Here is a 25,023-nt window from a genome sequence, read left to right on the forward strand (position 1 = left end):
TGGAAATGAGAAGTTGATGACTGACAAAGAAGCGCTTGAACGACTATTTTCTTATATGGATACAACATTGGTGAGCAGCAGTGGGATCGACTTGATGAACTGTTTGCAGACACCGGGTCATTTGAGATCGAGAACTCTGGCATTTCGGCGGATAAACTTGCGCAGATCATCGAGTTCATCAGCAGTATCAAACAGCCGTTGGCTCACTGCATCACCAATGTGTTGATTGACGTCGAACAAGGCGCAGATGTCGCAGCAGCAAAAACCAAGTTGTCCGCGCCGCCGGTCGATGGCACTGTTGCCCTTGGAACGTATAACAACGACATAGTTCGAACCGAGAATGGATGGCGCTTCCAGCGAGGCTTCGTCCAGATCGCTGCCCGATTCTGGCGGTCGGATATGCCCGACGCCGCGTGACTTCTGACCCGTCCCTCCTAGGGACATTCGATCCAAGGGGCCCGTCGCACCGGACCAGTGTGTCCTGACGGGCACGGTCTGAATCGACTGGAGTTCGAGGCAAAATATGTCCGCCGGGCGGAGGCTCCAAAATCGGAAGCGGCTAGGCATTATGACGTGGTCCCGGCCTGGTATTGATAATTTTTTATACTTTGTCCCTGGCACCAATATTCCATATCTTTAAGGGCGGATGGCCATGATTTGTTCGGCTAGCGACAGCGATGCAATTGTCGGCAAGGAAAATCCAGCGGCAGCGGAGAAGTTTCCATCTGCGGACGCCGTTGTCCCTGCGTCACCACTTCACGTGTCGTTATGTCCGACTTGCGAAAAAGACCGGATAAGGAGCCGTCCATGATCTCAGTTTTTGCCCTCGAAGGGATTCCGGAGATCGTTCCAGGTGACGATCTAGCAGCCCTCATTGGGGATGCAGCAGGACTTCTGCTGGATGGCGATATTTTGGCTGTGACGAGCAAGATAGTTTCCAAGGCCGAAGGCCGATTCGTTCGAGCGGTGAATCGCGAGGAAGCTATAACAGCTGAAACAGTGCGGCTAGTTGCGACGAAGGTTTATCCTGGTGGGATCACCAGGATTGTAGAGAATCATATCGGTGTCGTCGGCGCGGCGGCGGGCGTCGACGAGTCGAATACTCCTGAAGGAACAGTGTTGTTGCTACCGTTGGATCCGGATTCATCGGCCGACCGCTTGCGCCAAGCGCTTGAACAGCGTTTTGCGGTGTCCTTGGGTGTGGTCATCACCGATTCCCTTGGCAGACCGTGGCGGGAAGGCCAAACGGATGTGGCCATTGGGGGTAGCGGGGTTGTTCTCCTTGAGGACCTTCGCGGAAGTCATGACGCCCATGGACGGCGTCTGGACATAACTGCCCCGGCTGTCGGCGACGAAATTGCCTCCGCCGCTGACCTCGTAAAGCGCAAGCGAGAAGGATTGCCCGTGGCCGTAGTGCGAGGACTGAGTCATCTCCTTGACCCGCAGGCCCAAGGGGCTCGAATTCTGATCCGACGATCTGAAGACGACATGTTCCGGTTGGGTACTAAGGAGTCGTGGACCCAAGGCTTCGAAGCGGGACGCGCTAGTGTCGGGCACTAGAATGGGCCCCTACGGCTTGGACGAGGCCGCGATGTGGCGAGTAGTTGTCCCCGTCAAGGGGACTGCCCGGTCCAAATCCCGCATGAACGCGTCCAACGAGCTGGCCGCGGCGATCGCGATGGACACAGTGAGCGCCGCGTTGGATGCCGCTTCTGTTCTGGTCGTGACGAGCGCGGAGGCTGCCCCTGCATTCTCAGCACTGGGAGTCGAAGTGATCCGGGACCGGGGAGAAGGCTTGAACAGCGCCATTGCCCTTGGCATCACTTCTGCAGGATCTGGCCCCGTTGCCGTTTTGTTGGGGGATCTTCCCGCACTGGTCCCAGAGGAGCTGACTTCTGTACTCGATCAGGCCCTCTCCTATCCGCGCGCGATGGTTGCCGATGCCGATGGCCGAGGGACTACGCTCATCACGGCAATGCCGGGGTCGTCTCTCCGACCCGCTTTCGGCCCGGACTCCCGGGCAGCGCACCTTGCCGCCGGCTACGAGGAAATCACCAGGTCTCCGACTTCCGGTCTCCGCCGCGACGTCGACACGACCGATCAGCTCAACGTCCTTGCTAGAGCCGGACGCCTCGGGCCAAACACTAGCTCGGTATGGGGGGGCCACCCACATTGCTTCCGACTCCGCGGTGTGTCTCCCGGGGCTAATCCCGGTCGTTTTTTAATCTCCTAGCTCCAGCAAAAGGTCCTGATGTTCAACAATTTAGAGAATCCGTCCCGTCATCTTGTCCGTGACGCCGTGGCCCGCGCCGAGGCTACAGGTGCTTTAGGGCTTGCCGACGCAGCAGTTCTTCACTCTGCCCGCGAAGACGAGCTTGAACGCCTACTGGCCGTCGCATCCGATCTCAGGGACACCGGCCTGGAAAAGGCCGGCCGCTCCGGAATCATCACCTACTCCAAAAAGGTTTTCATCCCAGTCACGCAGTTGTGCCAGGACCGCTGCCACTACTGCGTTTTTGTAGAAACACCGAACGGGCTCGTCGCCAAAGGCCTCCCGACCTATATGTCGCCCGCCGAAATTCTGCAGGTTGCCAGAGAAGGCGCGGCACTAGGATGCAAGGAGGCACTCTTCACCCTGGGTGATCGGCCAGAGAGCCGTTGGCAAAGCGCTCGAGATTGGCTCGATGACCACGGTTATAAGTCCACGCTTGACTACATCCAGGCCATGGCGGTACTCGTCCTTGAGGAAACTGGGCTCCTGCCGCACGTCAACCCTGGTGTAATGACCTGGGCTGAGATGCAGCGACTCCGTCCTGTCGCCCCGTCCATGGGCATGATGCTCGAGACGGCAGCGACCCGGCTGTGGTCAGAGAAGGGCGGCGTACACTACGGCTCGCCGGACAAAGACCCGTCCGTACGGATGAGGGTACTCGAAGATGCTGGACGCTCGCGGGTTCCATTTACTACGGGGGTACTGCTCGGCATTGGCGAGACTGACACGGAACGTGCGGAAGCTCTTTTCGCCATCCGCGCATCCCATGAACGACACGGTCACATTCAGGAAACGATTGTCCAAAATTTTCGGGCGAAACCGCGAACGGCGATGCAGAACGACGACGATTTGGGTTTGCAGGAATACGTCGCGGCCGTCGCCGTGGCAAGAATTGTTATGGGGCCCGACGCCATTGTGCAGGCGCCACCAAACCTCACGGACGCCGAGGAACTCGGCCTCTTAATACGCGCAGGCATAAACGACTGGGGCGGCGTCAGCCCACTGACCGTCGATCACGTCAATCCAGAACGGCCATGGCCTCACCTCGAGGATCTGGCACATCTCACACGCAACTCGGGATTCGAGCTTCGCGAGCGTCTTACCGCCCACCCGCAATTCATCCAACGTTCTGCTACCTGGATTGACGAACGCTTGCATCAGCACGTGTCGGCACTCGCCGAGCCGGAGACTGGTCTTGCCTCCGAGCCGGCGGCCGTAAGAGGGAGGCCGTGGGCTCGGGCCGATAAGAGCAGGCCTGGCAGTAAGATTAGCGGTTCAGTTGTCTCAATGCTCCGCCAAGCTGCCCAACATCCGTCCGGTTTGACGGATAGCCAGTACGAGGCTCTGCTTTCAGTCGACGGACAGGATCTGGAAGCCCTCTGCCGGGTGGCCGATGAAGTCCGAAATTGTGCTGTTGGCGACCGCATCAGCTTCGTGGCCAACCGCAACATCGATTCATCGCTCTACGCACCTGAGGTTGCGATAACCAACGCGGCGGGACGAAACACGGGTGGTGCAGGAAATGGCTCTCAAAACCTGTCTCCTCGCGTGCTTGCAGAGCTTGTCGATGAAGCTCAGTCGCTTGGTGCAACCGAGATTTGCGTGCAGGGGCTCATCCGTCCCGATCTCAGGGGCGAGTCCTATTTCGACCTCGTGAGCACAATTCGCGCGCGGCAGCCCGCTATCCATGTGCACGCCTTCCGACCAACGGAGATTATGGATGGGGCTTCACGGCTCGGTATCTCGATCAAGGAATTCCTGCAGGAACTAAAAGGGGCAGGTGTCAACAGCGTTCCCGGAACCGGGGCGCGAATACTGAATGACAGGATCCGGGCCGTCTTGAGTGATCAGTCCGACCCGCCTGTTGCGGACTGGATTGACGTCATAACAACTGCTCATGGGGTAGGTCTGCCCTCTACCGCTACGATGATTTACGGTCATCTGGAGTCTCCGGCGGACCAGGTTGCACACCTTCGAAAGCTGTGTTCGATCCAGGACATCACCGGGGGATTTACAGAATTCATCGCCATGCCCTTTCTCCCTTACGATGCGCCGGTGTTGTCGGTCGTGTCGCGGCCTGGCCCTGGCCTGAGAGAGACACGAGCGTTGCACGCCGTGGCCCGCTTGATGCTGCACGGCCGCATCGATCATATTCAGGCCGCATGGACCAAACTGGGACATCAAACGAGTCTGCTCGTACTCCAAGGTGGCGCGGATGATTTTGGCGGCCTTCTTATCGACGGTTTACGTTGGCCTGAGGTCGGGGCGGAGGCCCACAGGGAACTCTTCATCACCGACATCAACAGGCTCGCCTCCGAAATCGGCCGACCAGTGCGACAACGTATGACCGATTATTCGACCGCCCCGGCCGATCTGCTGGCACCAAGCCGTACTGGGCGCGTGATGCCAAGCAAGCGCGTCCTCCCATCGATCAGAGAAAGCTCCTCTCGAGTTAAGAGGAACACATGAGTCAGCCCGAAAGCAGCGCTGACTCGCTGATGTCGAAGCGACAGACACATACGCTCAATATCGGCGGAGCTGAGGTCAAGTGCCATCTGTACGGCACAGCGCACGAAGGCCAGAACGCCATCGTGCTGCTGCCCGGCATAGGAGGCAACGCCAGTATGCACTTCTCTTTTCTGCTCCCTATGCTGGCCAGAAAGCGCCAGGTCATGGCCATAGACTTCAGCAACCCACGCACTTTAGAAAACGAGCCGCTACAGCTCGACTACCTCATCGACCAGGCGAGCAAGGCCATCGACGCGCTGTTGCCAGACCGAAGCATCTGCCTCATCGGGTTCTCCCTAGGCGCCGAAGTCGCCGTCGGTCTCGCAACAGTCCATCCGGCACCCAAGCAACTGGTCCTGATTGCCGGGTGGCTGAAGAGTTCCACTTCTCAGCAACTCTTCGCCACAATCTGGAAGCAGCTTGCGGCCGCTGGATCCCAAAGCAGGGCACGCTTCGCACGACTGGCATCCTTCTCGACCACACACATCAACGGCTATACAATTTCTGAAATTGACCAATCAACACCTATCAAACCGGGTCGCTTCACCGACGTGCAGGTCGAGCTGGCCAGCAGAATAGACCTGACCATCAGCGCACCAAGAATACGCGCGCAGACACTTGTCATCGGCTGCTCTAGTGATGGGATGGTAGATACGGAACAAGTCAAGGCGCTCTTCGGTGCAATTCCGCATGCCAGGTATACCGAGATTGACAGCGGCAATGCGGTCGTCCTTGAACGACCTGCAGAGCTCCTTAGCCTCATAACCGCATTCATGTCAGATCCGGAACAGTACGCATCCGGATCGATACTGCCAACGGCCACGCCATGACTGTAGTCAGCAGCCTGGGAAGCCACCACCTTCAAAGCGAACCGTCCCAAACTGAACTCGATACGATCATCGTCGGCGCCGGTTTCGCCGGTCTGGGCATGGGTATCCAACTGGCACGCAGGCAGAGCACATCGTTTGTGATACTTGAACGAGCCAGCAACATTGGCGGAAGCTGGCGTGACAATACATACCCGGGAGTCGCATGCGACATACCTTCACACCTATACTCGTTCTCCTTCCGACCCAACGCCAAATGGTCCAAGTTTTTCGCCGACGGCTCGGAAATTCAGCAATACCTTCACGACTCCGTCTTGGCAGAAGGGCTGACGCCCCACCTCCGGCTCGAAACCGAAGTTATCGCTATGCACTGGGATGAAAGGTCTGAGCGCTGGTCCATCATCACCGACAGAGGTGAATACCGGTCCAAAGTCCTCATAATCGCCGCTGGCCGCCTTTCGGCACCCAAGATCCCCGACATCCAAGGATTGGAAACCTTCACAGGACCAATCTTTCACACTGCTCGTTGGGACCACCTGGCCGAACTACAGGACAAGCGGATCGGCGTTGTGGGCACGGGCGCTTCAGCAGTACAGCTGATCCCAGAGATCTCCAGGCTCGCCAAGAGGCTCGTGATATTTCAGCGGAGCGCACCCTATGTGGTCCCACGTAACAATCGCCACTACCCCGACTTCGAACAACGCGTATTCGAACGGGACCCCGTTTCAATACAGAGGCTGCGCTCACGTCTGTTTTGGAAAGCAGAAATCGGATTTGCAGAGCGAGTCGGGGAACCCGGGTTTGTCGACAAGCTGCGCAACCGCGCTCTCCAACACCTAGCGAAGCAGGTCCAGGATCCGCAACTTCGCGAATCGCTGACTCCGGACTACGAAATTGGATGCAAACGCGTCCTTCTCTCAGACGATTTCTACCCCGCTCTTGCCTCGCCTGGCGTAACCGTGGAACCTACGGCACTCCAACGTGTTGACGGTGAGGTCGCCATCGGGGCGAGAGGAAAACAATATGAACTCGATGCCCTTGTCCTAGCCACGGGGTTCCAGGCCGCCGAACCTCCTTTTGCCCATTCTGTATTCGGACGCGATGGGCTTCGCCTCGCCGACCACTGGAGCCGCGGGATGACGTCCTATGCCTCGACTATGGTCCATGGGTTTCCGAACATGTTTGTCATAAACGGACCAAACGCCAGCCTGGGTCATAATTCGGCAATCTACATGATTGAAACCCAGATCGAATTCATCCTTCGCGCCTTGGGAAACGGTCTAATCCCCGACGAGTTTGTCCTTGAAGTCACTCGTGATGCGGAGGACGCCTATACAGAGGACATTGACAGCGCGAGTGCGTCGACGGTGTGGATCAACGGGGGGTGCGAAAGCTGGTATGTCGACGCCCGAAGCCATCGGTTGACGCTGCTTTGGCCCGACTTTGCCCACTCTTTCCGTGAGCGGATCGCTAGGTCCCAAGTATCGCAAAATCAATCGTCCCTAGATGCGGTCATTCATTAAGCTGGCATTGGCGATCTCGAAGTGATGCCAACTCTTATTGCAAAAGTTAATACTCAAGTAGACAGATCTACTCCTGCATGTTCATGGAAATGACCGTGCGGCGAAGGGACGAAAACTGTGATTCATTCTAGACTAAGCGCGGCGCCGGCTCAGATACCTGTATGCGACTTCAATCTCTCCGACCATGGCTCACTTCGATGAAAATAACCGTTCTCACAGGCGGCGTCGGGGGCGCCAAATTTCTTTTAGGAGTCAAGTCAGCCCTCGGAATGGATCCCTATGGAGATGCCCAACCGGAGGGGGCGAAACACCAGATCACTGCCATAGTCAATACAGCTGACGATATAACGTTGCACGGGCTGCGAATTTGTCCGGATCTTGATTCTTGTCTGTATACATTGGCCGGCGTTTCTGACCAGTCACGGGGGTGGGGCAGAGCCGATGAAACCTGGACGGTGTCAAAAGAACTTGCCGCGTACGGCGCAGAAGCCCCTTGGTTCTCGTTGGGTGACAAAGACATTGCCACGCATCTGTTTCGCACGAGCATGCTGAACGAGGGCCGCCCGCTGTCGGAGATCGTTTCTACCCTCGTCCGGAAGTGGCGGCCCGGTGTGCGCCTGCTACCCATGACCGACGAACAGGTGGAAACGTACGTGGAAGTCGACGATCCTACCCCCGCCAGACAGACGAGCACGCCTGACGATGCTGGCTCGGCCTCTCCTGCGCTGCGGCTTTCGATGCATTTTCAAGAGTGGTGGACCCGGTATAGGGCGACCCTTGCTCCATATTCCATTACGCCCGATGGGGCGCCGACTGCCAAACCAGCGCCAGGGGTCCTAGACGCCATCGGAGCAGCCGATGTTGTCCTCATCGCGCCGTCGAACCCCGTTGTCTCCATAGGAACAATCCTGTCCGTTCCTGGAATCAGGTCCGCGGTCCGGACCACGACCGCACCAGTAATAGGAGTATCGCCGATCATTAATGGAAAGCCGGTTCGCGGGCATGCTGACGCCTGTTTGGCTACTATCAACGTTGCTTGCTCTGCGGAGGGCGTTGGGAAGCATTACGGAGCCCGTGCCCACGACGGCTTGCTGGACGGCTTCCTGGTGGCCCTAGGTGACGAGTTTGAGTTAGCGGGCGCGCAAGTAGCCAGTGCCCCGCTGCTTATGTCCGATCCTGAAACCACGGCCCGGATGGTGCAGCGATGCCTTGAGTTGGCCGACGTCGCAAGATAACTTCCAAGGCACATCGGGGCAGGCTTAAGCAGCTGCTGCATGAGCGGTCCCGTTCGGTGATCTTCGTCGAGCAATGAGATCCTGCGCAAACACATCAGCGCATGGACCAACGGGGCGTACGCGTCGGTTGCCACGCCTGAGGTCCAGCATCACTCCCCGCCGCTTTCAGGACGGCCTCGTAGCATACTGCAGGGCTGCTTGTCGAATCGTTGCCGGTGCAGCCAGGTGCAGTGGGAGCTTCGAGATCCCGGTGCGTGGCTCTTGCCAGATCCCCCCGGACCTCCTCTCGAGCACACGTTCCAGATCCGGGGTCAGGGGATCCGGACGGGCGTTATCTGTCCGAGCAGGGCCAGCCGGGTCAGATAGTTCGAACCGAGAACGGATGGCGCTTCCAGCGGCAGCCTTTCGGTGACGGTCGAAAAGTGAGCCATTGTGACGGTTGAAAACTGGGCCACGCATGCCAAACGATTGGGTGGGTGATCACAGTGGAGGATTGGGCGCTTATTCGGCGGTTGCATCTCGCCGAGGGTGAGTCGATGAGGCCGATAGCTGCGCGGTTGGGGATCTCCAGGAACACGGTTGCGAAAGCAGTCAGTGCTGACAGTCCGCCAACTTACGTCCGGTCGCCGCAGGACTCCGGGATCAAGGCAGTGGAATCGAAAAGTGAACACTCAACGATTGGAGAGTGAGCACTCTGGAGGATTTTGCTACGAAGGTGCTCCAGATGCGGCTATACGATCCGGAGTCGAAGGGTATCATCAAGCGCTGCAGTGGCCGGATCAAGACGTCGTTCATGCCCGCCGGTCGTTCGCCTCATCGGCGGACTTCAACACGCAACTGGCCGACTGGCTGCTCAAGGCCAACGCTCGCGGTCAGGACCATAAAGGCTCGCCCGGTCGATCTGATCGACCACGACCGTTCAAGCCAGGCATAGGTAGCGGATTCTGCTCGCACAGCGACCGGCTGGGCCACCCGCCTCACGACGCGCGCACCGGCGCTGCCGGCTGCCGAACGAGCTCGCTCGGCTGCGTCGTTGCTGGCTTTGTGGTCGGGATCAGGGTTCACATCCGCGAGCCGGCGTCGCCGCCGCCACGAACTGGGCATGACATCGACGTGGTCCCAGCCGCCGGGTGTGCGCGGCGCCGGACGCTCAGTCTATGCTTTCCGCCACGAGCGCGGCTCAGAGCACGGTCAGAAGCGTCGGCGAGCGCGGGGACGAGGATCTCGTCCGTCCGCACACCGGTTCGTCTATGGCACGCTCGTGGAACGGCAGACTCGATTCAGGCTGGTCGCCCGTTGACTGAGGCGGAGGCGTCTGCCGTGAAAGCGCGAGCGGCCCGCTGCCGTCCTGTCAAACCGGGGGAGGCTAAACTCCAGACCTGACTTGGTGTGCGCGGGTCTGGAGTCGGGGGAAGCCCATCAGCAGTCGCGGTGCAAATGAGTCCCCGCTACGATTCGCGTGAGGCGTCCGAGTCTGGCATTGACGAAGGCCCCGAACCGTACCTGTCCAAGTGCGCCACCTCGTGAAGGGGCTTGCGCCGGACCTTTCCGAAGCTCCTCTCGGGCCATCCCAGGGGGATGGTTGTCACGATCTGCACTTCCGGTGGAAGCTCTAGAATCTCACGAATTGCGCGATCATCACGATCGGGATTCGCAGCGTGAAGGGTCGTGAACGTGGCACCCACGCCCAGCGATCGGGCGGCAACTATGAGGTTCTGTGACGCTGCATAGCACGCAGACAATGTCATCGACCATTCGGGTGCATGCTCCGGATACGCGGGCCGACCGCAGATGAAGACGAGGGCCGGAACATCTTTGACACTGCGCGCGAGTTGAGCCGTCGCCTTTAGCATCCGGTTGTGCTCCTCCCAGCTGGTGAGAGTATCGATCCAGTCAGCATTCGCCGCGAGTGCCGACGCGATCCGCGCGCGTTGCTCTGGATCGCGGACAACCACAAAGTCCCACGGTTGCGTGTTGGCCGGGCTGGACGCGCGAGTTGCTGCGAAGAGGATGCTGCGCAACAACTCGTCGGAGAGGGGATCGGACTTCAAGTACCGGGAAGCGCGGGCAGTCGCCATGGCTTCGATGACTTCATTTTCGGCGATCGGACCGTTAAACAGTTCCATGTTATTCGTACAAACCTCTCTGTTAGTGCGGAAAAAGACTTAAGGATGAGTCTGGCTCCATTGCAGGACCCTCATTCGGACGTCGGTAAGGCTATTGGTGGGGTCCACGCAAAGAATGTCTAGGGCGTTCCGGCCCGCGTAATTCGAAATCGGCAATGCACCGTATTTTTCGAACTCTGCACGAATCGCTTTCGACCTCATGAAGTATTCGTAGAGCTGACTCGCCAGGAGCCTAGAGCAGTTGGACACCGGCAGTTCCTCTGGCGTGTACACGACCGCGGCCGTAACGACGTCTACCTGGCTCACTCTGAACGCCGGATAGCATTTCCGTCCCAGGCATCAGCGTAGAGCCGAAGAACGGTTCGATTGTCAGATTTCCGTCGGAGGATTCCTCGATCCCGTCGATCCACCCCCGGCGATATGCCACGAGGTGGGTTACATCATCCTTGATGCCATGAGCAGAGCATATCACGACGGAAGCCGGACAGTAAATAGATTCGGGCGGCCGCGTTGGTCATTGGTCCGCGTTTCTGCGGCCACGCCGCTCGGGTCCAGAGGGTCCGACCTCGACTCATGCCGCCTTCGTTGCTGCAATGCCGCCCGCGGCGGCACGTCCCAGACCTCGAATCCGCGGTCGACGGGGAACTCGGCGAGCGAGCGTCCCAGGCCGCTCGCTCGATCGATCCAGACTTGGTCGATCGAGCGCGGCCGCTCTTATCTGGCACCGAGCTGCGTGGCGAGTGATCTACGGCGCCTCGGGATCGTCAGCGAGTATGCCCTGTGATTTGGCCCACTGGGTTAAGAGTGCGCACGAAGGGTCGTTTCGATCCCGTGAGCCGCTAAACCAGGTATCGATACCTTCTTTTGGAGGAAGGCTCACCATATTGATGAGCGTATGCCAGTCGACCACCAAATGCCGCTTTGCGATCTTCCAAGCGCCGGCACGGCGCTCCAAACGATCCAAGTACCGACCTCCGATGACACGATCCACACTCTGCTCGCCCTCCGAACGAATCCAAACCTGGACGTATGTCTCACCGTGGGGCGATATCGCCATCGATCTCGACCACTGAATTGGCTACATAGTGCGTGGTGCAACTGAGCTAAGAGCTTCCACGGACGGCCGTCGCGGTTGATCATTTCCACCTGATCTCGCTGGCCAACCAGGCCATGACCGAGACGAGGCAGAACCTCTCCCAGCAGGCAAGGGCCGCCGTGGCCGGGCCGTCGACAAGGCCTGGGCGCACCGGATGCTCCCGCTGTCCGGCGGCGACAGCAGTTGTAGGGCAGTCCGCCGGCTGGAGGAGGTGTTCGCCGCGGACGATTCGACCGGCACCGACAGGCCCTCTGGCAGGTCAAGGAACAACTCCGGGTACTGGTGCACCGGGTCCCTGGACGACGCCGCAGCAGCTAAACAAGGCTCGAGGAGCTTGTCAAGGCAACGGCGCGACCGCAAACCAGCAGGCTCTACCGCACCGTTTGCCGGTGGTGGAAAGAGATCGCGGTGCTCATCATCAGCGGCGCCACCACCGGCAAGGTCCAAGCCAACAACACCGCCATCAGGAACATCAAACGCGCGGCACGCGGCTACAGCAACCCAGCCAACTACAAATCGGTTATTCTCTTTGCGCAGGCGTTCACGCTGCGGGCATGGGCATTTAAACAGGCGTAGGTTCGTTTATTCAGGGCTGGAACTCCAGGCCTTCAAACGTGGCTTTGCCAGTCCCCCCACCTTCGTGCGGAACGATCCTGGCCGGCATCCCGCGAAGTCTTTGAACCCAGTTCCAGACACTTCGTCAGGATCTGGCCTTGCGCCAGTCATATCGTCCAGCACCCTCCGCTCGAACGAATTCGGGGTATTGAACAGTCGTCCCTATTTCGTTCCTCAAGGAGAGTCGTCGGGAATTACTCAACGCAGGCGTCGGAGTCTGGGCGCCAGATCACGCTCGAAGTGGCCTAGAAAACGCTTCTGGTCGTGCCCTGGCGCATGGAAAACCAGGTGATTGAGCCCGGCGTCGATGTACGGCTTAATCAGCGCTACCGCCTCGTCGGGGTCCGAAGAGACGATCCAGCGTTTTGCCACCTGCTCCAGGGGGAGTGCATCGGCCGCCGCTTCCATTTCAATCGGATCTTGGATTGAATGCTTCTGCTCGGCAGTGAGGGAGAGCGGAGCCCAGAACCGCGTGTTTTCCAGGGCGGTTTTGGCATCGGGGTCATAAGAAATCTTGATCTCGATCATGCGATCGATGTCGGCAACTGAGCGTCCGGCCTTTTCGGCACCGTCGGCGACGGCTGGCAAGAGCTTCTCGGTGTACAGGTCCATGCCCTTACCCGACGTGCAGATGAACCCATCACCGGCTCGTCCCGCATACCGCGCAACGACCGGGCCGCCGGCGGCGACGTAGACGGGAATCCCATCACTGGGCACGTCATAAATAGACGCGCCCTTGGTCTTGTAATACTCGCCGTTGAAGTCCACTCGGTTGCCGCCCCAGAGCTCACGCATGAGGTCAACGGCTTCGCGCAGGCGAGCGAAGCGCTCCTTGAACTCGGGCCACTCGCTGTCAAAGCCGGTGGCGATCTCATTGAGCGCCTCGCCCGTGCCCACGCCGAGAAAGATTCGCCCAGGGTACAGGCAGCCCATTGTGGCGAAGGCTTGGGCGATGACAGCAGGGTTGTAGCGGAACGTCGGCGTCATGACCGATGTTCCGATCTGAATACGCGTCGTTCGTTCGCCGACAGCCGTCATCCAGGCGATCGAGAATGGGGCATGGCCGCCCGTGTGCCTCCAAGGTTGGAAGTGATCACTCACGGTGACACTGTCGAGCCCATGTTCTTCCGCCATGACTCCCAGCTCGACCAGTTCACGGGGCGCAAACTGCTCTGCGGATGCCTTCAATCCCAATTTCAACAAGGTGCCTCCAGTTTGATGTATGTTGCGGGCCTAACGTCGGCATGGCGATGGGCGACCAACCGTCGGCCGGCCGCGATCTCAGGTTTGTTCGCCTTCGCCGCGGTGCTGGACCCGGAGATGGCGGCATAAACCCAAGACTCAACCAAAGCCTCAGCCACGAACCGAGGTGTTTCATCTGGTCTCCCAGCTCCGACGGATACTTCAATGTTGCTGGTATCAGTTCTCAACCTTTCGCGTGAGCAACAGCCTGCACGTCATGTCAGGTGTCAAGCAGCCAGTCGTGTGGCGAGCCAGCGCGACTCGTCGCAGAGGCGGAGAGTTCAGAGTCCAGTGAAGTCCGGTTCACGTCCATTCGCGAAGGCATTGATCGCTTCCGCGTGGGACGAGCTTCTCATGGTAACGATCTCGTAGGCGATCGATGCGTCCAACGCTGCGTTGGCGATTTGCTTGAGCCCGATGTTCGTCGCAACCTTCGTCCACCGGATGGCGTCCTGCGGGCCGGCGACGAGCCGGTCGGCCATCGCGTCGACCGCAGCGTCCAGTGCATCCCTAGCGACGGCGTGATTGACCAAACCAATCGAGGCGGCCTGGGCGGCCGGGATCATCTCGCCGGTCATCAGGTATTCCTTTGCGCGGTTGTATCCGATCAGCTGCGGCCAGATGATGGCCCCGCCATCACCGGCCACGACGCCTGCCGCAACATGGGGGTCGCCGATTCGAGTGTCGTCGGCGATGAACGAGATGTCGCAGAAGAGGGCGAGCGTCGCCCCCAATCCGATCGCTACTCCGTTGATCTTCGCAATTACCGGCTTTTCCAGATCGAGCAGACCGTTGATGATGCGCTTGCCTGTCGTCGCGTTCAGATAGTGGCCCGACGATCCATACGAAATCGAGTGCGCCGCCATTGCCTTAAGGTCCCCACCCGCGCAGAACGCCTTGCCGGCTCCCGTAAGCACGACAACGGACGTCTGTTCATCCTTCGCAATATCATAAAAGACATCACCGAGCTCCTCGTGCAAATCATTATCGATGGCGTTGTAGTGCGCTGGTCGATTGAGCATGACCGTCAAGACGGCACCTCGACGTGCGATTGACAAATTCTCGTAACGTCCATAGTCCACGCGTCGACAATATCAGACGAATGTCGTTCAGTAAACAGCGAGCATGAAACAGGAGCAGGAACAGGTCCGGAGTGAGGTTGGCCAACGCTCCTTGAGTTCTAGCGGTCGACTCTTCTATGTGGTTCTGGACCGGACGGGCACTCTCGCCGCGGCGGCCGATGATCTGGGATTGAACATCAGCAGGGTCAGGATGACTCATGGCGGCGAAACCCGCCAGTACGTGGAGAAGCGACGTGCCGAAGGTCGCACGGACAAGGGAATTCGTGCTTGTATCAAACGCTATCTGGCCCGTCGCCTCTACCGCACGCTCAGGGAGGAACGGTAGATGCGACGAAGGCGGCTTGACAGACATAGAAGAGTCAACCCCTGGAATTCAGCTATCGTTACAAAATCTCGCACGCCTATACTCTATTGCCGGACCAGGGCGACAGCACTCCCAGCCGCGTCGTGCTAGGTAGCGCGGCGAACAGATGTGCGCCGCAGGCTGCGTGAGATCGAGCACGCAAGCGAGCGCGCATGCGGAGTATTGAGAAAGGTCGCTTCTCGCGATCCTCAAGCCGACAATCGCATCATCAGTGCGGCCATCGACGTGTTCGCTTCGCGCGGATGGTCAGGCGTCACGCTCGACCGGGTGGCGAACGCTGGCAAGGGTTCAGGCCATCTGTGTTGGGAGAGCAAGACCTAGTGGTGTGTCTCAGTTCTGTTTGATGGTTTCGAGGGCGAGGCGGCCGCGGGCGACTTTTTTGAGGATCGAGTCTGCGGTCGCGGTCCAGACCAGGGGTTTGGGCTCGGTGTTATGCGCGGCGAGGTAGTCCTCGATTTTGGTGATCAGGTCGGGTACGGAATGGAACGCCCCGCGGCGCAGGGCCTTCTCGTTCAGTTCGCGGAACCAGCGCTCGACCAGGTTCAGCCATGAGGACGACGTGGGCGTGAAATGCAGCTGGAACCGGGGGATTTTTCGCCAGCCACGCCTTCGCGTCCGGGTGCTTGTGGGTGGCATAGTTGTCCGGGATCAGGTGGACATCCGGCCCGTGCGGGACTTCCTTGTTGATGGTCTTTGAGGAACACCAGGAATTCCTCGTGCCGGTGCTTGGGCAGGCAGGAACCGATGACTTTTCCTGTTGCCACGTCCAGGGCCGCGAACAGAGTCGTCGTGCCGTTGCGTTTGTAGTCATGCGTCATCGTTGCCGCCCGGCCCTTCGTCATCGGCAGGGACGGCTGGGTGCGGTCCAGCGCTTGGATGGAGGACTTTTCATCTGATGTGAAGTCATCGGTTATGTGAAGTTTCTGGCGTCTGGGGTGGTGAGCGGCTCGAGAGGGGCTGCCTTCTTCGCATAACCGAGGTGTCCTTGATTGGTCATGGTATTCAATCAAGGAGGTTGATCGTTGATGTCTGACGTTAGTGAGTTAAAGGCCCAAGCGGCCGCGTTCATGGTGCAGGCCGGCTACTCGCCCGGCTCCCGCGCCAGCTACGAGCGCGTGTGGGATCAGTTCGGGGAGTACTGCGCCGAAAGCGGGATTCGACATCCGGGTCGGCAGACCGCTGCTCGGTTCTGCGTGGCTGCCGGCGCGGATGGGGTTGAGCAGTGGCAGGTGTTCAGCCGCCGGGCTGTGGGCTGCTTGTTCGATGTGGCAGAGACGGGCCGGTTCGCGTTGCGCGTAGGGTCCGGGAGGATTCGGGTACCCGTGGTTTTCACGTCGGAATACGAGGTGTATGCGGCGTCACTGGCGGGGCGCGGGCTGGCCGAGGCGACCGTGCGAGGCAAGACCGGGATGCTGCGCCAGTTCTTGGCGTTCCTGGCCGGTTCGGGGGTGCAAGAGATGGAATTGCTCAGAGCCATGGACGTGTCCGATTATGTTCGCTCGTTGGCGTCAATGGCCGCTTCCAGCCGTGCGGGCCAATTGTATTTCCTGCGTGAGTATCTGCGGTTCGCAGTGCGCCAGCACGGCGCTGATCCTGCCCTGGGCGTCATGTTCCCGGTGATCGTCACCGACAAGGACGCGGTCCTGCCTTCGGTCTACCGGCGGGGCGAGGTCGCCGGGGCCTTGGCGGAGGCCGGGAACGCGTCCGAGTCACCGCTGCGGGACAGGGTGGTGATGCTGCTCGCCTCGCTGCTGGGGATGCGATCGGGCGACATCAAGGGACTGCGGTTCGACCAGATCGACTGGGCGAACCGGCGGCTGTCCTTGATCCAGCATAAGAGCGGCCGGCGGCTCGACCTGCCACTTCCGGAGGAATGCGCGCTGGCGATCATCGACTATTGGAAGAACGAGCGCCGGCCGGTCGAGGATCCGCACCTGCTGGTGCGCCAAAGAGCCCCGCACCAACCGCCCACGGCGGGCAACCACTTTCACCAGGTGGTTGCCGGGTGCTTCGACCGTGCTGGGGTCGACACAGCTGGCAGGCACCGTGGCCTGCACTCATTGCGGCATTCTGTCGCGGTCGGGATGCTCGAGGCGGGGACACCTTATCCGGTGATCGGCGCTGTGCTGGGCCATGCCGATGCGAACACCACTCGCAGATATCTCAGGGTTAACGTCGCCGACCTTCGCCCGTTGGCGTTGGAGGTGCCCAATGGCCGTTGAAATCATTCCCGACGGTGCGTTCCCAGAGTTGTTCAGCGGGTTCGTCGAGTACAAGAGGAACCTGGGCTACGTCTATCCGAAAAGCCGCCTCCACCTCGTCAGGCGCCTGTCGAGATTCCTCGCCGGGCGCGATGGAGACGAGCGGGTGCTGACCAGGGACGCGGTCGAGGCCTTCGTCCGGCCGGGCGATGGAGAGTCCACTGGGTCGGTCGCGGGCCGGCGCGGTATCGTCCGTCAGTTCGCCTTGTTCCTGCGGTGGAAGGGAATCGAGGCATGGGTGCTGCCGGACCGATTGCGGCCGCGCCAATCCAGCGCGTTCATTCCCAGGATCATCACGGCTGACGAGATGGCCCGGATCATCGCCTGCGCCGACGCTCGTCCCGCGTCGCGGTGCGGACTGCAAACCCAACCGGTCTACGCGATGGTTGTCCGCTTGCTGTGGTGCTGCGGGTTGCGGATCGGCGAGGCGCTGTCTCTGCGGATCGGCGACGTGGACCTGGCCGATGCCGTCATCACCGTCCACAAAGCGAAGCACAACCGAACCAGGTTGGTGCCGATGTCCGAGTCTTTGGCGGCATACGCCCGCCGCTACGTGGTTGCTGTCGGCCTTATCCCCGAAGATCGGGGGGCGTGGTTCTTCCCCTCCCCACGAGGCGGGCGCTACAACCCGGGCTCGGTCACCGCGCACATTCAGGGGTTGATGCTCCAAGCGGACGTCACTACCGCCTCGGGTCGTGCTCCGCGTGCCCATGACCTGAGGCATTCGTATGCGGTGGCCTGCCTGGGGAAGATGCAGGCCTCCGGGGTGGACGTTTACGCAGCACTGCCTTTGCTGGCGACCTATATGGGACACGCCGACATCGTCTCAGCCGAGTATTACCTGCGCCTCGACCCGTCAGCCTGGGGCAGCATCGATCAGGTCATGGAAGGCGCCTACGCGGGCGTATTCCCCAACGAGGAGGTGTGAGATGGCTGCCGCCCGCCCTTTCGCCGACATGCTGGCCCGGTTCCTCACCGTCCACCTCCCCGTCACCCGGGACTGTTCCAGGAACACCATCTCCGCCTATCGGGACGCGTTCACGCTGTTCCTGCGGTTCATGGAAGACCGGTTGGCGACCTCACCGGACAGGGTCTCCTTCACAGACTTCACCACGCCGAACGTGGCGGCCTTCCTCGATTGGCTGCGCACCGACAGGGGCTGCTCCGCCGCCACCGCCAACCAGCGCCTGGCGGCGTTGAAATCGTTCTTCCGATACGTTCAAACCGAAGCCCCCGAGCAAATCGCACAGGCCCAACAAGTCTTCAGCCTCAAAGCCGCCCAAGCTCCCGAGCCCGCCATCGACTACCTGCCCCTGGAAGCGATCGGGCTGCTGCTGGAGCACGCCAAACGTCGCGGACCGCGCGACCTGGCGCTGCTGACGACCCTTTACGACACCGCGGCCAGAGTCCAAGAAGCCTGCGACCTGTCACTTGCCGACCTTCATCTCGACAAACCCGCCAGCGCGACTCTCACCGGAAAGGGCCGCAAAACCAGGGTCGTTCCACTGACACCGCAGGCCGCCGTGATCCTTGCCCAGCACGTCGGCACACTGCCTCAAGACTCCTCCGGTCCGGTGTTTGCCAACAGAGCCAATCAACGGCTGGGACGCGCCGGCGCCGCTTACATACTCTCCAAAAGCGCCCAAGCCGCACACGCCGACCGTCCCGAACTCGTCCCCACGACTGTTTCGCCCCACGTGCTGCGCCATTCGAAGGCCATGCATCTACTGGAAAACGGCGTCAATCTGATCTACATCCGCGACATACTCGGCCACGCCTCCGTCATCACCACCGAGATCTACGCCAAAGCCAGCCCGGAAATGAAACGCCAAGCCATCGAAGCAGCCGCCGCCAACGTACTCGGAACAAGCAACTACGACCAGACCGCCCGGCAGGATCTGCTGGCCTGGCTCCGCCAAGCGATCTGAACCCACCCGTTATGCGAAGAAGTCAGCGCCCGTCAAGCCGCTCACCACCCCAGACGCCAGAAACTTCACATAACCGATGACTTCACATCAGACGAGTTATGCGAACCTTCGCATAACTCGTCCATGCACAGCACCACCGCCTTCTCTGGCGGGTTCAAATACAGTCCGACGACGTCAATGAGTTTTTCCTCAAACCGCGGATCATTGGAGAGCTTGAAGGTATCCACCAGATGCGGCTTCAAACCCCTGGCCGCCCACCTCCGCGGCCATCGTCCGCACCGACCAGTGCGTCTGCCCTTCAGGCCTGGAATTGCGCGTTAAATCAACAGTCTCATCGATCTTGGACTGTGGAATGACCGGCTTACGGCCCCGCCCCGGACGAACCTCTCCCAGATAAGCGAGGCCATCTTCCGCGAAGCGGGCACGCCAGGGCCTGACTGTCGCCGGGCTCACACCAACCACCAAAGCAGGAGCACGATTCGACATACATCAATATTAACAGCCGACATCTAGCTAGTTTGGAGACACGCCACTAGTTGCTAACCGCGGCACTGGAGCATGAGGTTCCCTTCGTCGCTGACAGTCCCGACAGCGGATCCTACGCGGGCGACGTCGAAGTGCTGGCGCGGGCAACTGCCGTCACGTACGCCGGCACGCGTGGTCGCGCATTTCTTCGCGTGTTGGCGGAGCTGACTCGAGACCCGGGGTTCGCGTCCTCCACCGCCTTCCGCATGGAGCAGTTGGCAGTGGTCCGTCGTGCCAAAGCATGTGGGGGAGCTTCCGGAAGGAATCCCGGTCACCCTTCCGCTCGACGCCTCTCGGGGGTGATCCTGATGCACGTGCTTCCGGCGCCGAAGCACGCTATTTACCCCCGCGCTCGACGTGTTCATCAGGAACGCCGTGACACTCGTGCTCGTGTCGACGGCAGATCCCTCGATCGAATGGATTACAGAAGAAGCGACGGTGGCTGTCTGACCGGAGCTTTCGGGTCAGCGCTGCGGACTTACCGTGGCCCTATCCCGAAGCGGCCGCTCTGGAGCCACTATCGAACTCCGCGAGCTTCGCCTGGAACTCGGGAGTGTGGTAACCGAGTCGCTCCGACGCCAGCGCGTAGGCCATCGCTGCGCCTGCATTGTGCTCGATGAGCATGTTAAGCGCCCGTTTGGTCGTCTGGGCGGCCTGCGGCGGAAGTGCGGCGAACCGGTGTGCGGTTTCGAGAGCGCGCTGCCGAAGGTCATCACCCGACACGAGGGTGTTCGCGACACCGAGACGATGCGCTTCAGTCGCTGTGAACTTATCTCCCAGGAGGAGATACTGCTTGGCGATGTGCATGCCCGTAGAGAACGGCCAGATGAGCCCACCATCACCAGCGGTTAGGCCGATCGACGTATGTGGGTCCCGGAGGAACGCGGTGTCGGCCATGAAAACGTAATCAGAGAGCATCACCATGCTCGCCCCGAGACCAACGGCTGCGCCCTGTACGGCGACGACGACCGGCAAGGGGAATTTCAGCATTGCGTCGAGCAGTCGTTGACCATCGACGAAAGACTGTTCCCGAAGTCCATCGTCGGCGTTCAGCTCCAGGAACCAGGCAAAGTCTCCACCGGCGGAGAAGTGCTTGCCGTCGGCGCGCAGAAGCACGGCTCGAGCCTGTGGGTCAGATTCGATTCGCTTCCATACCTCGACGAGCGCTTCGTGCAACTCCTGATCGATGGCGTTGCGCTCGCCCCGGCAGATCGTGACGATACGCACCGCCCCATCGACCTCGATCGTGACTCCGTCTTCGGAGAACGCCATCTGGGTCACTCGTCGATTGATTCTGTCAGCACTGCCACGGCTTCGATGTATCCCTCTGCGAAGTCTTCCATGATCTGCGCCACGCTCTTGGGCTGATTCATGAGCCCAACGCCCTGTCCAATCCAGTAGGTACTCAACTCCGCCGCGCCGACGTGTCCACTGTCGGCGAGTTGGCTCGCTTTCTTGAGGGCGGGCTCACTGAGATATCCCATGAGTGGCATCGCGAGTGCTGCCGGGGCTTCGGGCGCTTCCCATCCGACGTGCCACGCGGAGCGCAACTGGCGAGAGGGCTTGCCGGTGCGATACTTCGATCGCACAGTGTCGCTCGAAGTCGCCTCGAGCATCTTTCTCTTAAGGTGCTCCTCAGTCTCTGCCTCTCGGCTGGCCAACCATACCGAGCCGCACCACGCACCGGCAGCACCGAGCGCGACCGAGGCGGCCAGTTGACGGCCGTTCATGATTCCGCCCGCAGCGAGTACCGGCACGTCTGGGTTGATCGCCTTGACGGTCTGCACTATCTCGGCCGTGAGGACCATCGTCCCGATCTCGCCTGTATGTCCGCCAGCCTCGTACCCCTGTGCGACGATTACGTCCACCCCGCGGTCGAGCTGGGTCAGCGCGTGCTTTTTGTTGCCGACGAGCGCTGCCACGTACACGCCCGCGGCATGTGCCTTCTCGACCATCGCGATCGGAGGCGGGCCGAGTGCGCTGGCGATCAACGTCACTCCGTGGGCCAGAGCCACATCGATGAGCTCGTTGGCCCGATGTTCCGAGAAAGACTGCGCCGTTGCCATCGTGACCGGCGTGAGCGTCTCGGGGTCGATGCCGTGCTCGCGAAGCATCCTATCCCGGTAGGCGACGGCATCGGCTGGTAGTTCTACGGAGTCGGGTTCGTCGCCACTGTCGGCGAGCCCGATGGGCAGCATGAGGTCGATGCCATATGGGGCTCCACCTATATGATCATCGATCCACGTGAGTTCGGCTTCCAACTCCTCCGGAGTCATGAGCACCGCGCCGAGTACGCCATAGCCGCCAGATTTGCTCACTGCCGCGACGACATCGCGGCAGTGAGAAAAGGCGAGCACCGGAATGTCGATCTTGAGCATCTGACAGATCTTTGTCTGCATCGTTTTACCTCCGTTGGCTCTGGGTCGAGCATAGGGCCCAGAATAGCATTTACTGACGCTTAGTGCACAATATTGTTTCGTCTTTGCGGCAGTATGTCGGCAAAGTCTCTAGAGCTAGGCGGGCGCCGCGCGCCAGAGCCCCTCGCAAAGAGTCGGATCGTCGATCAAACCGCGATCTTCGCGTATGACCGCGTCGAGTTCCCTGGCCAAAGCCGGGGGAAAATCGATGCTTCGTCGGGTCTGCGTCGACACGAAGATGCTCACACTTTCGATTCGGCAGGCCAGCCGCTCGTGGGTCCGGTCGACGATGTACGTGGCGGCGTGCAGTGCCCGGCGTGAGCGATTGAGAAAGGCGGGATGCGCGGTGTAGCGATCATCGAGGAGCATCTCACTTAGATATCGTCCGTGCTGTTCCGATACGAATAACGACATGTCTTGCTGTCGCGCATCTGAAAGCCCCAGCGGGTTCGCGCGGGCCCACAGAGCCCGAACTCCGGCCGTCAGGTAGTGAGGCAGGCTCATATGGCCGTTAGCGTCGACGAGGTCCTCGGAAACTCGAGTGTCGATAACGGCGGTGAGCCCTAGCAGTTTTCCGAGATTCAGGGGAGTCATGCATCTTTCCTTGCTTTGTCGTGCGTGGCCATCGCGATACCGGCAGGCGTCAGCCGCGCCAGCGGACGACGTCGGCCGAATCCGCGCGGGTCGTCCTGTAGCTGTTCGCAGGGTGAGCGTGATCCGGCCAGCCGAGGGAGACGGCGACCAGCACTGCTTCCGTGTCGGGAATGTCGAAGAACTGGCGCACTAGGGGCGACCGCGTCGCGACCGCGGCTTGTGGGACGGTCGCAACCCCCATCGATTCTGCGGCAAGCAGCAAGTGTCCGACGAAGATGCCGACATCGAGGATGGCGTACGGACCGAGCGCGACGTCGACCGTGATGATGGCGACGTGCGGGGCGCTGAACAGCTCGAAGTTCTTCAGGGATTGCCGGGCCGATGCCTCCCGGTCGCCGCGGGTGACGCCGACGGCCTCGTAGAGCTGCCACCCGCTCTCGCGTCGCCGCTCGAGGTGTGCGCCGCGATAATCCGTGGGCATGGGCACGTCCGACGCAACCTCGCCGGGGTGCGCGACCGCGTTGCTGAGCAAGGCAGTACGAAACCGCTCGGTCTCGCTGGCTTCGGTGACGTACGCGTGCCAGGGTTGGCTGTTGCACCACGACGGAGATCTTCGCGCGAGGTCGAAGATTTCCTGGAGGGTCGCGTGCGGCACGGGGTCAGCAAGGAAGGCGCGCGTGCTTTGGCGTCCGTGCACCAGCGCGCCGAAACTCTGTGCCTCTGAGTACGAATCGGCGAATCGGCTGGACGACATGTTAATCACCTGTCCCTCTGCGGGAGGCGCCTGAGGCGCGCGTAATGGGGGAGTGAGAGCGCTCTGCGAGATCAATGAGTTGGGTTCCTTCCACTATTGCGGTCTTGCCGACGAGATCAGCTGACTCGAGCGCGGCTAGTAGTTCGTTTTGTTCTGTTCTGGCCACGATGCGATCGCCTGCCGCGGTCTCTCCGATGACGAATCCGTGATGAGGGATGTCATCGCGGGCGTACCGGATCGTGCTTGCCAGGACGGTGACGGGCCCGTCTGTCCTCTCGATGACGGGACGTTGCTCGTCGTGGAGTCGCACACGCGGCTCTACGGGCGGTGCCACTGGGGGCTGCGCCCCGTAGATGCCGATTGCGTGCTTCGTCAGCAGGCCGCCGTTGGCCGTGCACATTCCGAGCGCGTCAGGCTGTTCGCGCAGAATGGTCACCATAGTCGCGATGGAGTGCGTCACATAGTTGTTCCACGGGCCTCCCGCATAGGTAAGCCCCCCTGTGACCGTCAGGTCGCCCGTCAGGGGAAGTCCAAGGGCGCGGGCGCCGATCTGCACGGCGGACGGGAAGCATGAGTAGACGTCGACGAGGTCGATATCGCGCATGGAGACCTTCGCCATTGCCAGCGCGTCCATCGCGGCGGCCTCGATGGCTTTCGAGCTCGTGTAAGACGAGCGTGCCGTAAACGAGTCACAGTCCACTGCCTCGCCAAATCCATGAATGAAGATCAGGTCGTCCGGCGAGTACCCGAGTGACTTCGCCCGACCGTAGGAAGTCACCACGAGGGCAGCCGCCTGATCCACATCGTTGTTGGAGACGGCGAGCTTGCGGTAGGGATGGCTGATCAGGCGGTTGCCGCCGCCAGGCGAGAGGATGTCCTTCGCGGTGACGGTTCGACGGATCGCAGCGTAGGGATTCTTAACGGCGACGGCATTGAAGGCGGACCACAGCGAGGCGATGACATCGTTCTGCTCCTCGACGGAACGGCCAGCTTCTGCCCGGATCGCAGACTCGAGCATCGGGTAGGCATCGAGTGGATCCCCGAAGCCGATACGTGTCTCGATGTCTGTCGACATCGAGAGCTCCCGGCCGATGAGTTCGTCCGGCTGATCACCCGAGTCTTGCACCGTCCATCCCGACGATCTGCCCTCTTTCCTTAGGAGGCGCCGCGTTCGCCAGCTCTCGGCACCCGCGATCGCGACCACGTCGCGCTTGCCGGTGTAAACGTTCCACGCCGCGCGATTCACGAGCATCTGCGGGAAGTGACCGCCGTGCGTCGTATAGCCGATGTTGTTGACAGTAATCCCCAGCGCGGTGGCGGCAATTGCCCCCGGGTTGCTATAGGGGCGGGTGCCGATCGCGACGACGTCGAGTTCGTCCAGCGCGCTGAGCGCACGCGACGGAGCGGCGATGCTGAGCGCCTCTGCTAGAAGCTCGGCGGGTTCGGCGGCCGGATAGTGGGCATTCACCTGACCTACCCCGGCGATGACGGGGCTGCGGGGGTCTACCATGGAATTCATCTCGATGCCTTTCGCGAAGAATGATCGATTTTAGGTATGTGCACGTCGATCCTCTCTCTGCACCATATACTAGACGAAACCAGTCGGATATCGGCATACTAGACGAAACCAGTTTGATATCGGCGGTGACCACAC

At 60.6% G+C, this 25,023-nt stretch carries 19 protein-coding genes and 4 pseudogenes; 12 read left to right on the forward strand and 11 right to left on the reverse strand.

Annotation, left to right across the window (positions count from 1 at the left end):
- Positions 1–117: 117 nt before the first annotated feature.
- Entirely contained in the window at positions 118–444 is a 327-nt protein-coding gene (locus VUN82_09930; protein XAS74117.1) for a hypothetical protein, read from the reverse strand.
- 363 nt (positions 445–807) lie between these two features.
- On the opposite strand from VUN82_09930, the gene cofE reads away from it, so the two are divergent.
- From cofE to VUN82_09965, 7 genes are all read left to right on the forward strand, one after another.
- Entirely contained in the window at positions 808–1,560 is a 753-nt protein-coding gene (gene cofE, locus VUN82_09935; GenBank protein ID XAS74118.1) for a coenzyme F420-0:L-glutamate ligase, read from the forward strand.
- A 31-nt stretch (positions 1,561–1,591) separates the two neighbouring features.
- Positions 1,592–2,233: a 2-phospho-L-lactate guanylyltransferase gene (gene cofC, locus VUN82_09940; protein ID XAS74662.1), complete on the forward strand. Its 642-nt coding sequence runs from the start codon at positions 1,592–1,594 to the stop codon at positions 2,231–2,233.
- A gap of 66 nt (positions 2,234–2,299) precedes the next feature.
- Positions 2,300–4,741, forward strand: a complete 2,442-nt coding sequence (cofG, locus tag VUN82_09945) for a 7,8-didemethyl-8-hydroxy-5-deazariboflavin synthase CofG (GenBank protein XAS74119.1) — start codon at positions 2,300–2,302, stop codon at positions 4,739–4,741.
- A complete protein-coding gene (locus VUN82_09950) occupies positions 4,738–5,610 on the forward strand; it encodes an alpha/beta hydrolase (GenBank protein ID XAS74120.1) in 873 nt (290 codons plus the stop codon). The genes cofG and VUN82_09950 overlap by 4 nt, the downstream gene beginning before the upstream one ends.
- Positions 5,607–7,130, forward strand: coding sequence for an NAD(P)/FAD-dependent oxidoreductase (locus VUN82_09955; GenBank protein ID XAS74121.1), 1,524 nt, complete (start codon positions 5,607–5,609; stop codon positions 7,128–7,130). Before VUN82_09950 ends, VUN82_09955 begins: the two co-directional genes overlap by 4 nt.
- Before the next feature lie 197 nt (positions 7,131–7,327).
- Positions 7,328–8,365, forward strand: coding sequence for a 2-phospho-L-lactate transferase (gene cofD / locus VUN82_09960; GenBank protein ID XAS74122.1), 1,038 nt, complete (start codon positions 7,328–7,330; stop codon positions 8,363–8,365).
- Positions 8,366–8,901: 536 nt separating this feature from the next.
- Positions 8,902–9,054 (forward strand): hypothetical protein, encoded by a 153-nt coding sequence (locus VUN82_09965; GenBank protein XAS74663.1) that lies wholly within the window; start codon positions 8,902–8,904, stop codon positions 9,052–9,054.
- Positions 9,055–9,813: 759 nt separating this feature from the next.
- Here the strand turns inward: VUN82_09965 and VUN82_09970 are convergent.
- Positions 9,814–10,491, reverse strand: coding sequence for a nitroreductase family protein (locus VUN82_09970; protein XAS74123.1), 678 nt, complete (start codon positions 10,489–10,491; stop codon positions 9,814–9,816).
- A gap of 1,486 nt (positions 10,492–11,977) precedes the next feature.
- Here VUN82_09970 and VUN82_09975 point away from each other — a divergent pair.
- Positions 11,978–12,163 (forward strand): annotated as a pseudogene (locus VUN82_09975) (transposase).
- 237 nt (positions 12,164–12,400) lie between these two features.
- On the opposite strand, the gene fgd reads toward VUN82_09975, so the two are convergent.
- A complete protein-coding gene (gene fgd, locus VUN82_09980; GenBank protein ID XAS74124.1) occupies positions 12,401–13,405 on the reverse strand; it encodes a glucose-6-phosphate dehydrogenase (coenzyme-F420) in 1,005 nt (334 codons plus the stop codon).
- A gap of 320 nt (positions 13,406–13,725) precedes the next feature.
- Complete coding sequence (locus tag VUN82_09985) at positions 13,726–14,466, reverse strand: enoyl-CoA hydratase/isomerase family protein (GenBank protein ID XAS74664.1); 741 nt, start codon at positions 14,464–14,466, stop codon at positions 13,726–13,728.
- Between the two features lie 238 nt (positions 14,467–14,704).
- Here VUN82_09985 and VUN82_09990 point away from each other — a divergent pair.
- Positions 14,705–14,851 (forward strand): annotated as a pseudogene (locus VUN82_09990) (IS110 family transposase).
- Positions 14,852–15,220: 369 nt separating this feature from the next.
- Here the strand turns inward: VUN82_09990 and VUN82_09995 are convergent.
- Positions 15,221–15,786 (reverse strand): annotated as a pseudogene (locus tag VUN82_09995) (IS630 family transposase).
- Positions 15,787–15,915: 129 nt separating this feature from the next.
- On the opposite strand from VUN82_09995, the gene VUN82_10000 reads away from it, so the two are divergent.
- The 3 genes from VUN82_10000 to VUN82_10010 are packed head-to-tail and all read left to right on the forward strand — an operon-like array spanning position 15,916 to position 19,079.
- Positions 15,916–17,112, forward strand: coding sequence for a tyrosine-type recombinase/integrase (locus tag VUN82_10000; protein XAS74125.1), 1,197 nt, complete (start codon positions 15,916–15,918; stop codon positions 17,110–17,112).
- Positions 17,102–18,079, forward strand: a complete 978-nt coding sequence (locus VUN82_10005) for a tyrosine-type recombinase/integrase (GenBank protein XAS74126.1) — start codon at positions 17,102–17,104, stop codon at positions 18,077–18,079. Before VUN82_10000 ends, VUN82_10005 begins: the two co-directional genes overlap by 11 nt.
- Position 18,080: 1 nt before the next feature.
- Positions 18,081–19,079, forward strand: a complete 999-nt coding sequence (locus VUN82_10010; protein ID XAS74127.1) for a tyrosine-type recombinase/integrase — start codon at positions 18,081–18,083, stop codon at positions 19,077–19,079.
- Between the two features lie 116 nt (positions 19,080–19,195).
- On the opposite strand, the pseudogene VUN82_10015 reads toward VUN82_10010, so the two are convergent.
- The 6 genes and pseudogenes from VUN82_10015 to VUN82_10040 form a co-directional block, all read right to left on the reverse strand.
- Positions 19,196–19,562, reverse strand: a pseudogene (locus VUN82_10015) (helix-turn-helix domain-containing protein).
- Between the two features lie 531 nt (positions 19,563–20,093).
- The gene (locus VUN82_10020; protein ID XAS74665.1) at positions 20,094–20,876 is read right to left on the reverse strand and encodes an enoyl-CoA hydratase/isomerase family protein; all 783 of its coding nucleotides are present in this window, start codon (positions 20,874–20,876) and stop codon (positions 20,094–20,096) included.
- 5 nt (positions 20,877–20,881) lie between these two features.
- On the reverse strand, positions 20,882–22,003 hold the full coding sequence (locus tag VUN82_10025) for a nitronate monooxygenase (protein XAS74128.1): 1,122 nt from the start codon (positions 22,001–22,003) through the stop codon (positions 20,882–20,884).
- A 114-nt stretch (positions 22,004–22,117) separates the two neighbouring features.
- A complete protein-coding gene (locus VUN82_10030) occupies positions 22,118–22,615 on the reverse strand; it encodes a thioesterase family protein (protein XAS74129.1) in 498 nt (165 codons plus the stop codon).
- 49 nt (positions 22,616–22,664) lie between these two features.
- Entirely contained in the window at positions 22,665–23,369 is a 705-nt protein-coding gene (locus tag VUN82_10035; GenBank protein XAS74130.1) for a nitroreductase, read from the reverse strand.
- Position 23,370: 1 nt separating this feature from the next.
- The gene (locus VUN82_10040) at positions 23,371–24,888 is read right to left on the reverse strand and encodes a hypothetical protein (GenBank protein XAS74131.1); all 1,518 of its coding nucleotides are present in this window, start codon (positions 24,886–24,888) and stop codon (positions 23,371–23,373) included.
- Positions 24,889–25,023: the final 135 nt, after the last annotated feature.

The organism is Micrococcaceae bacterium Sec5.1, from assembly GCA_039636795.1.
Taxonomy (GTDB): Bacteria; Actinomycetota; Actinomycetes; order Actinomycetales; family Micrococcaceae; genus Arthrobacter.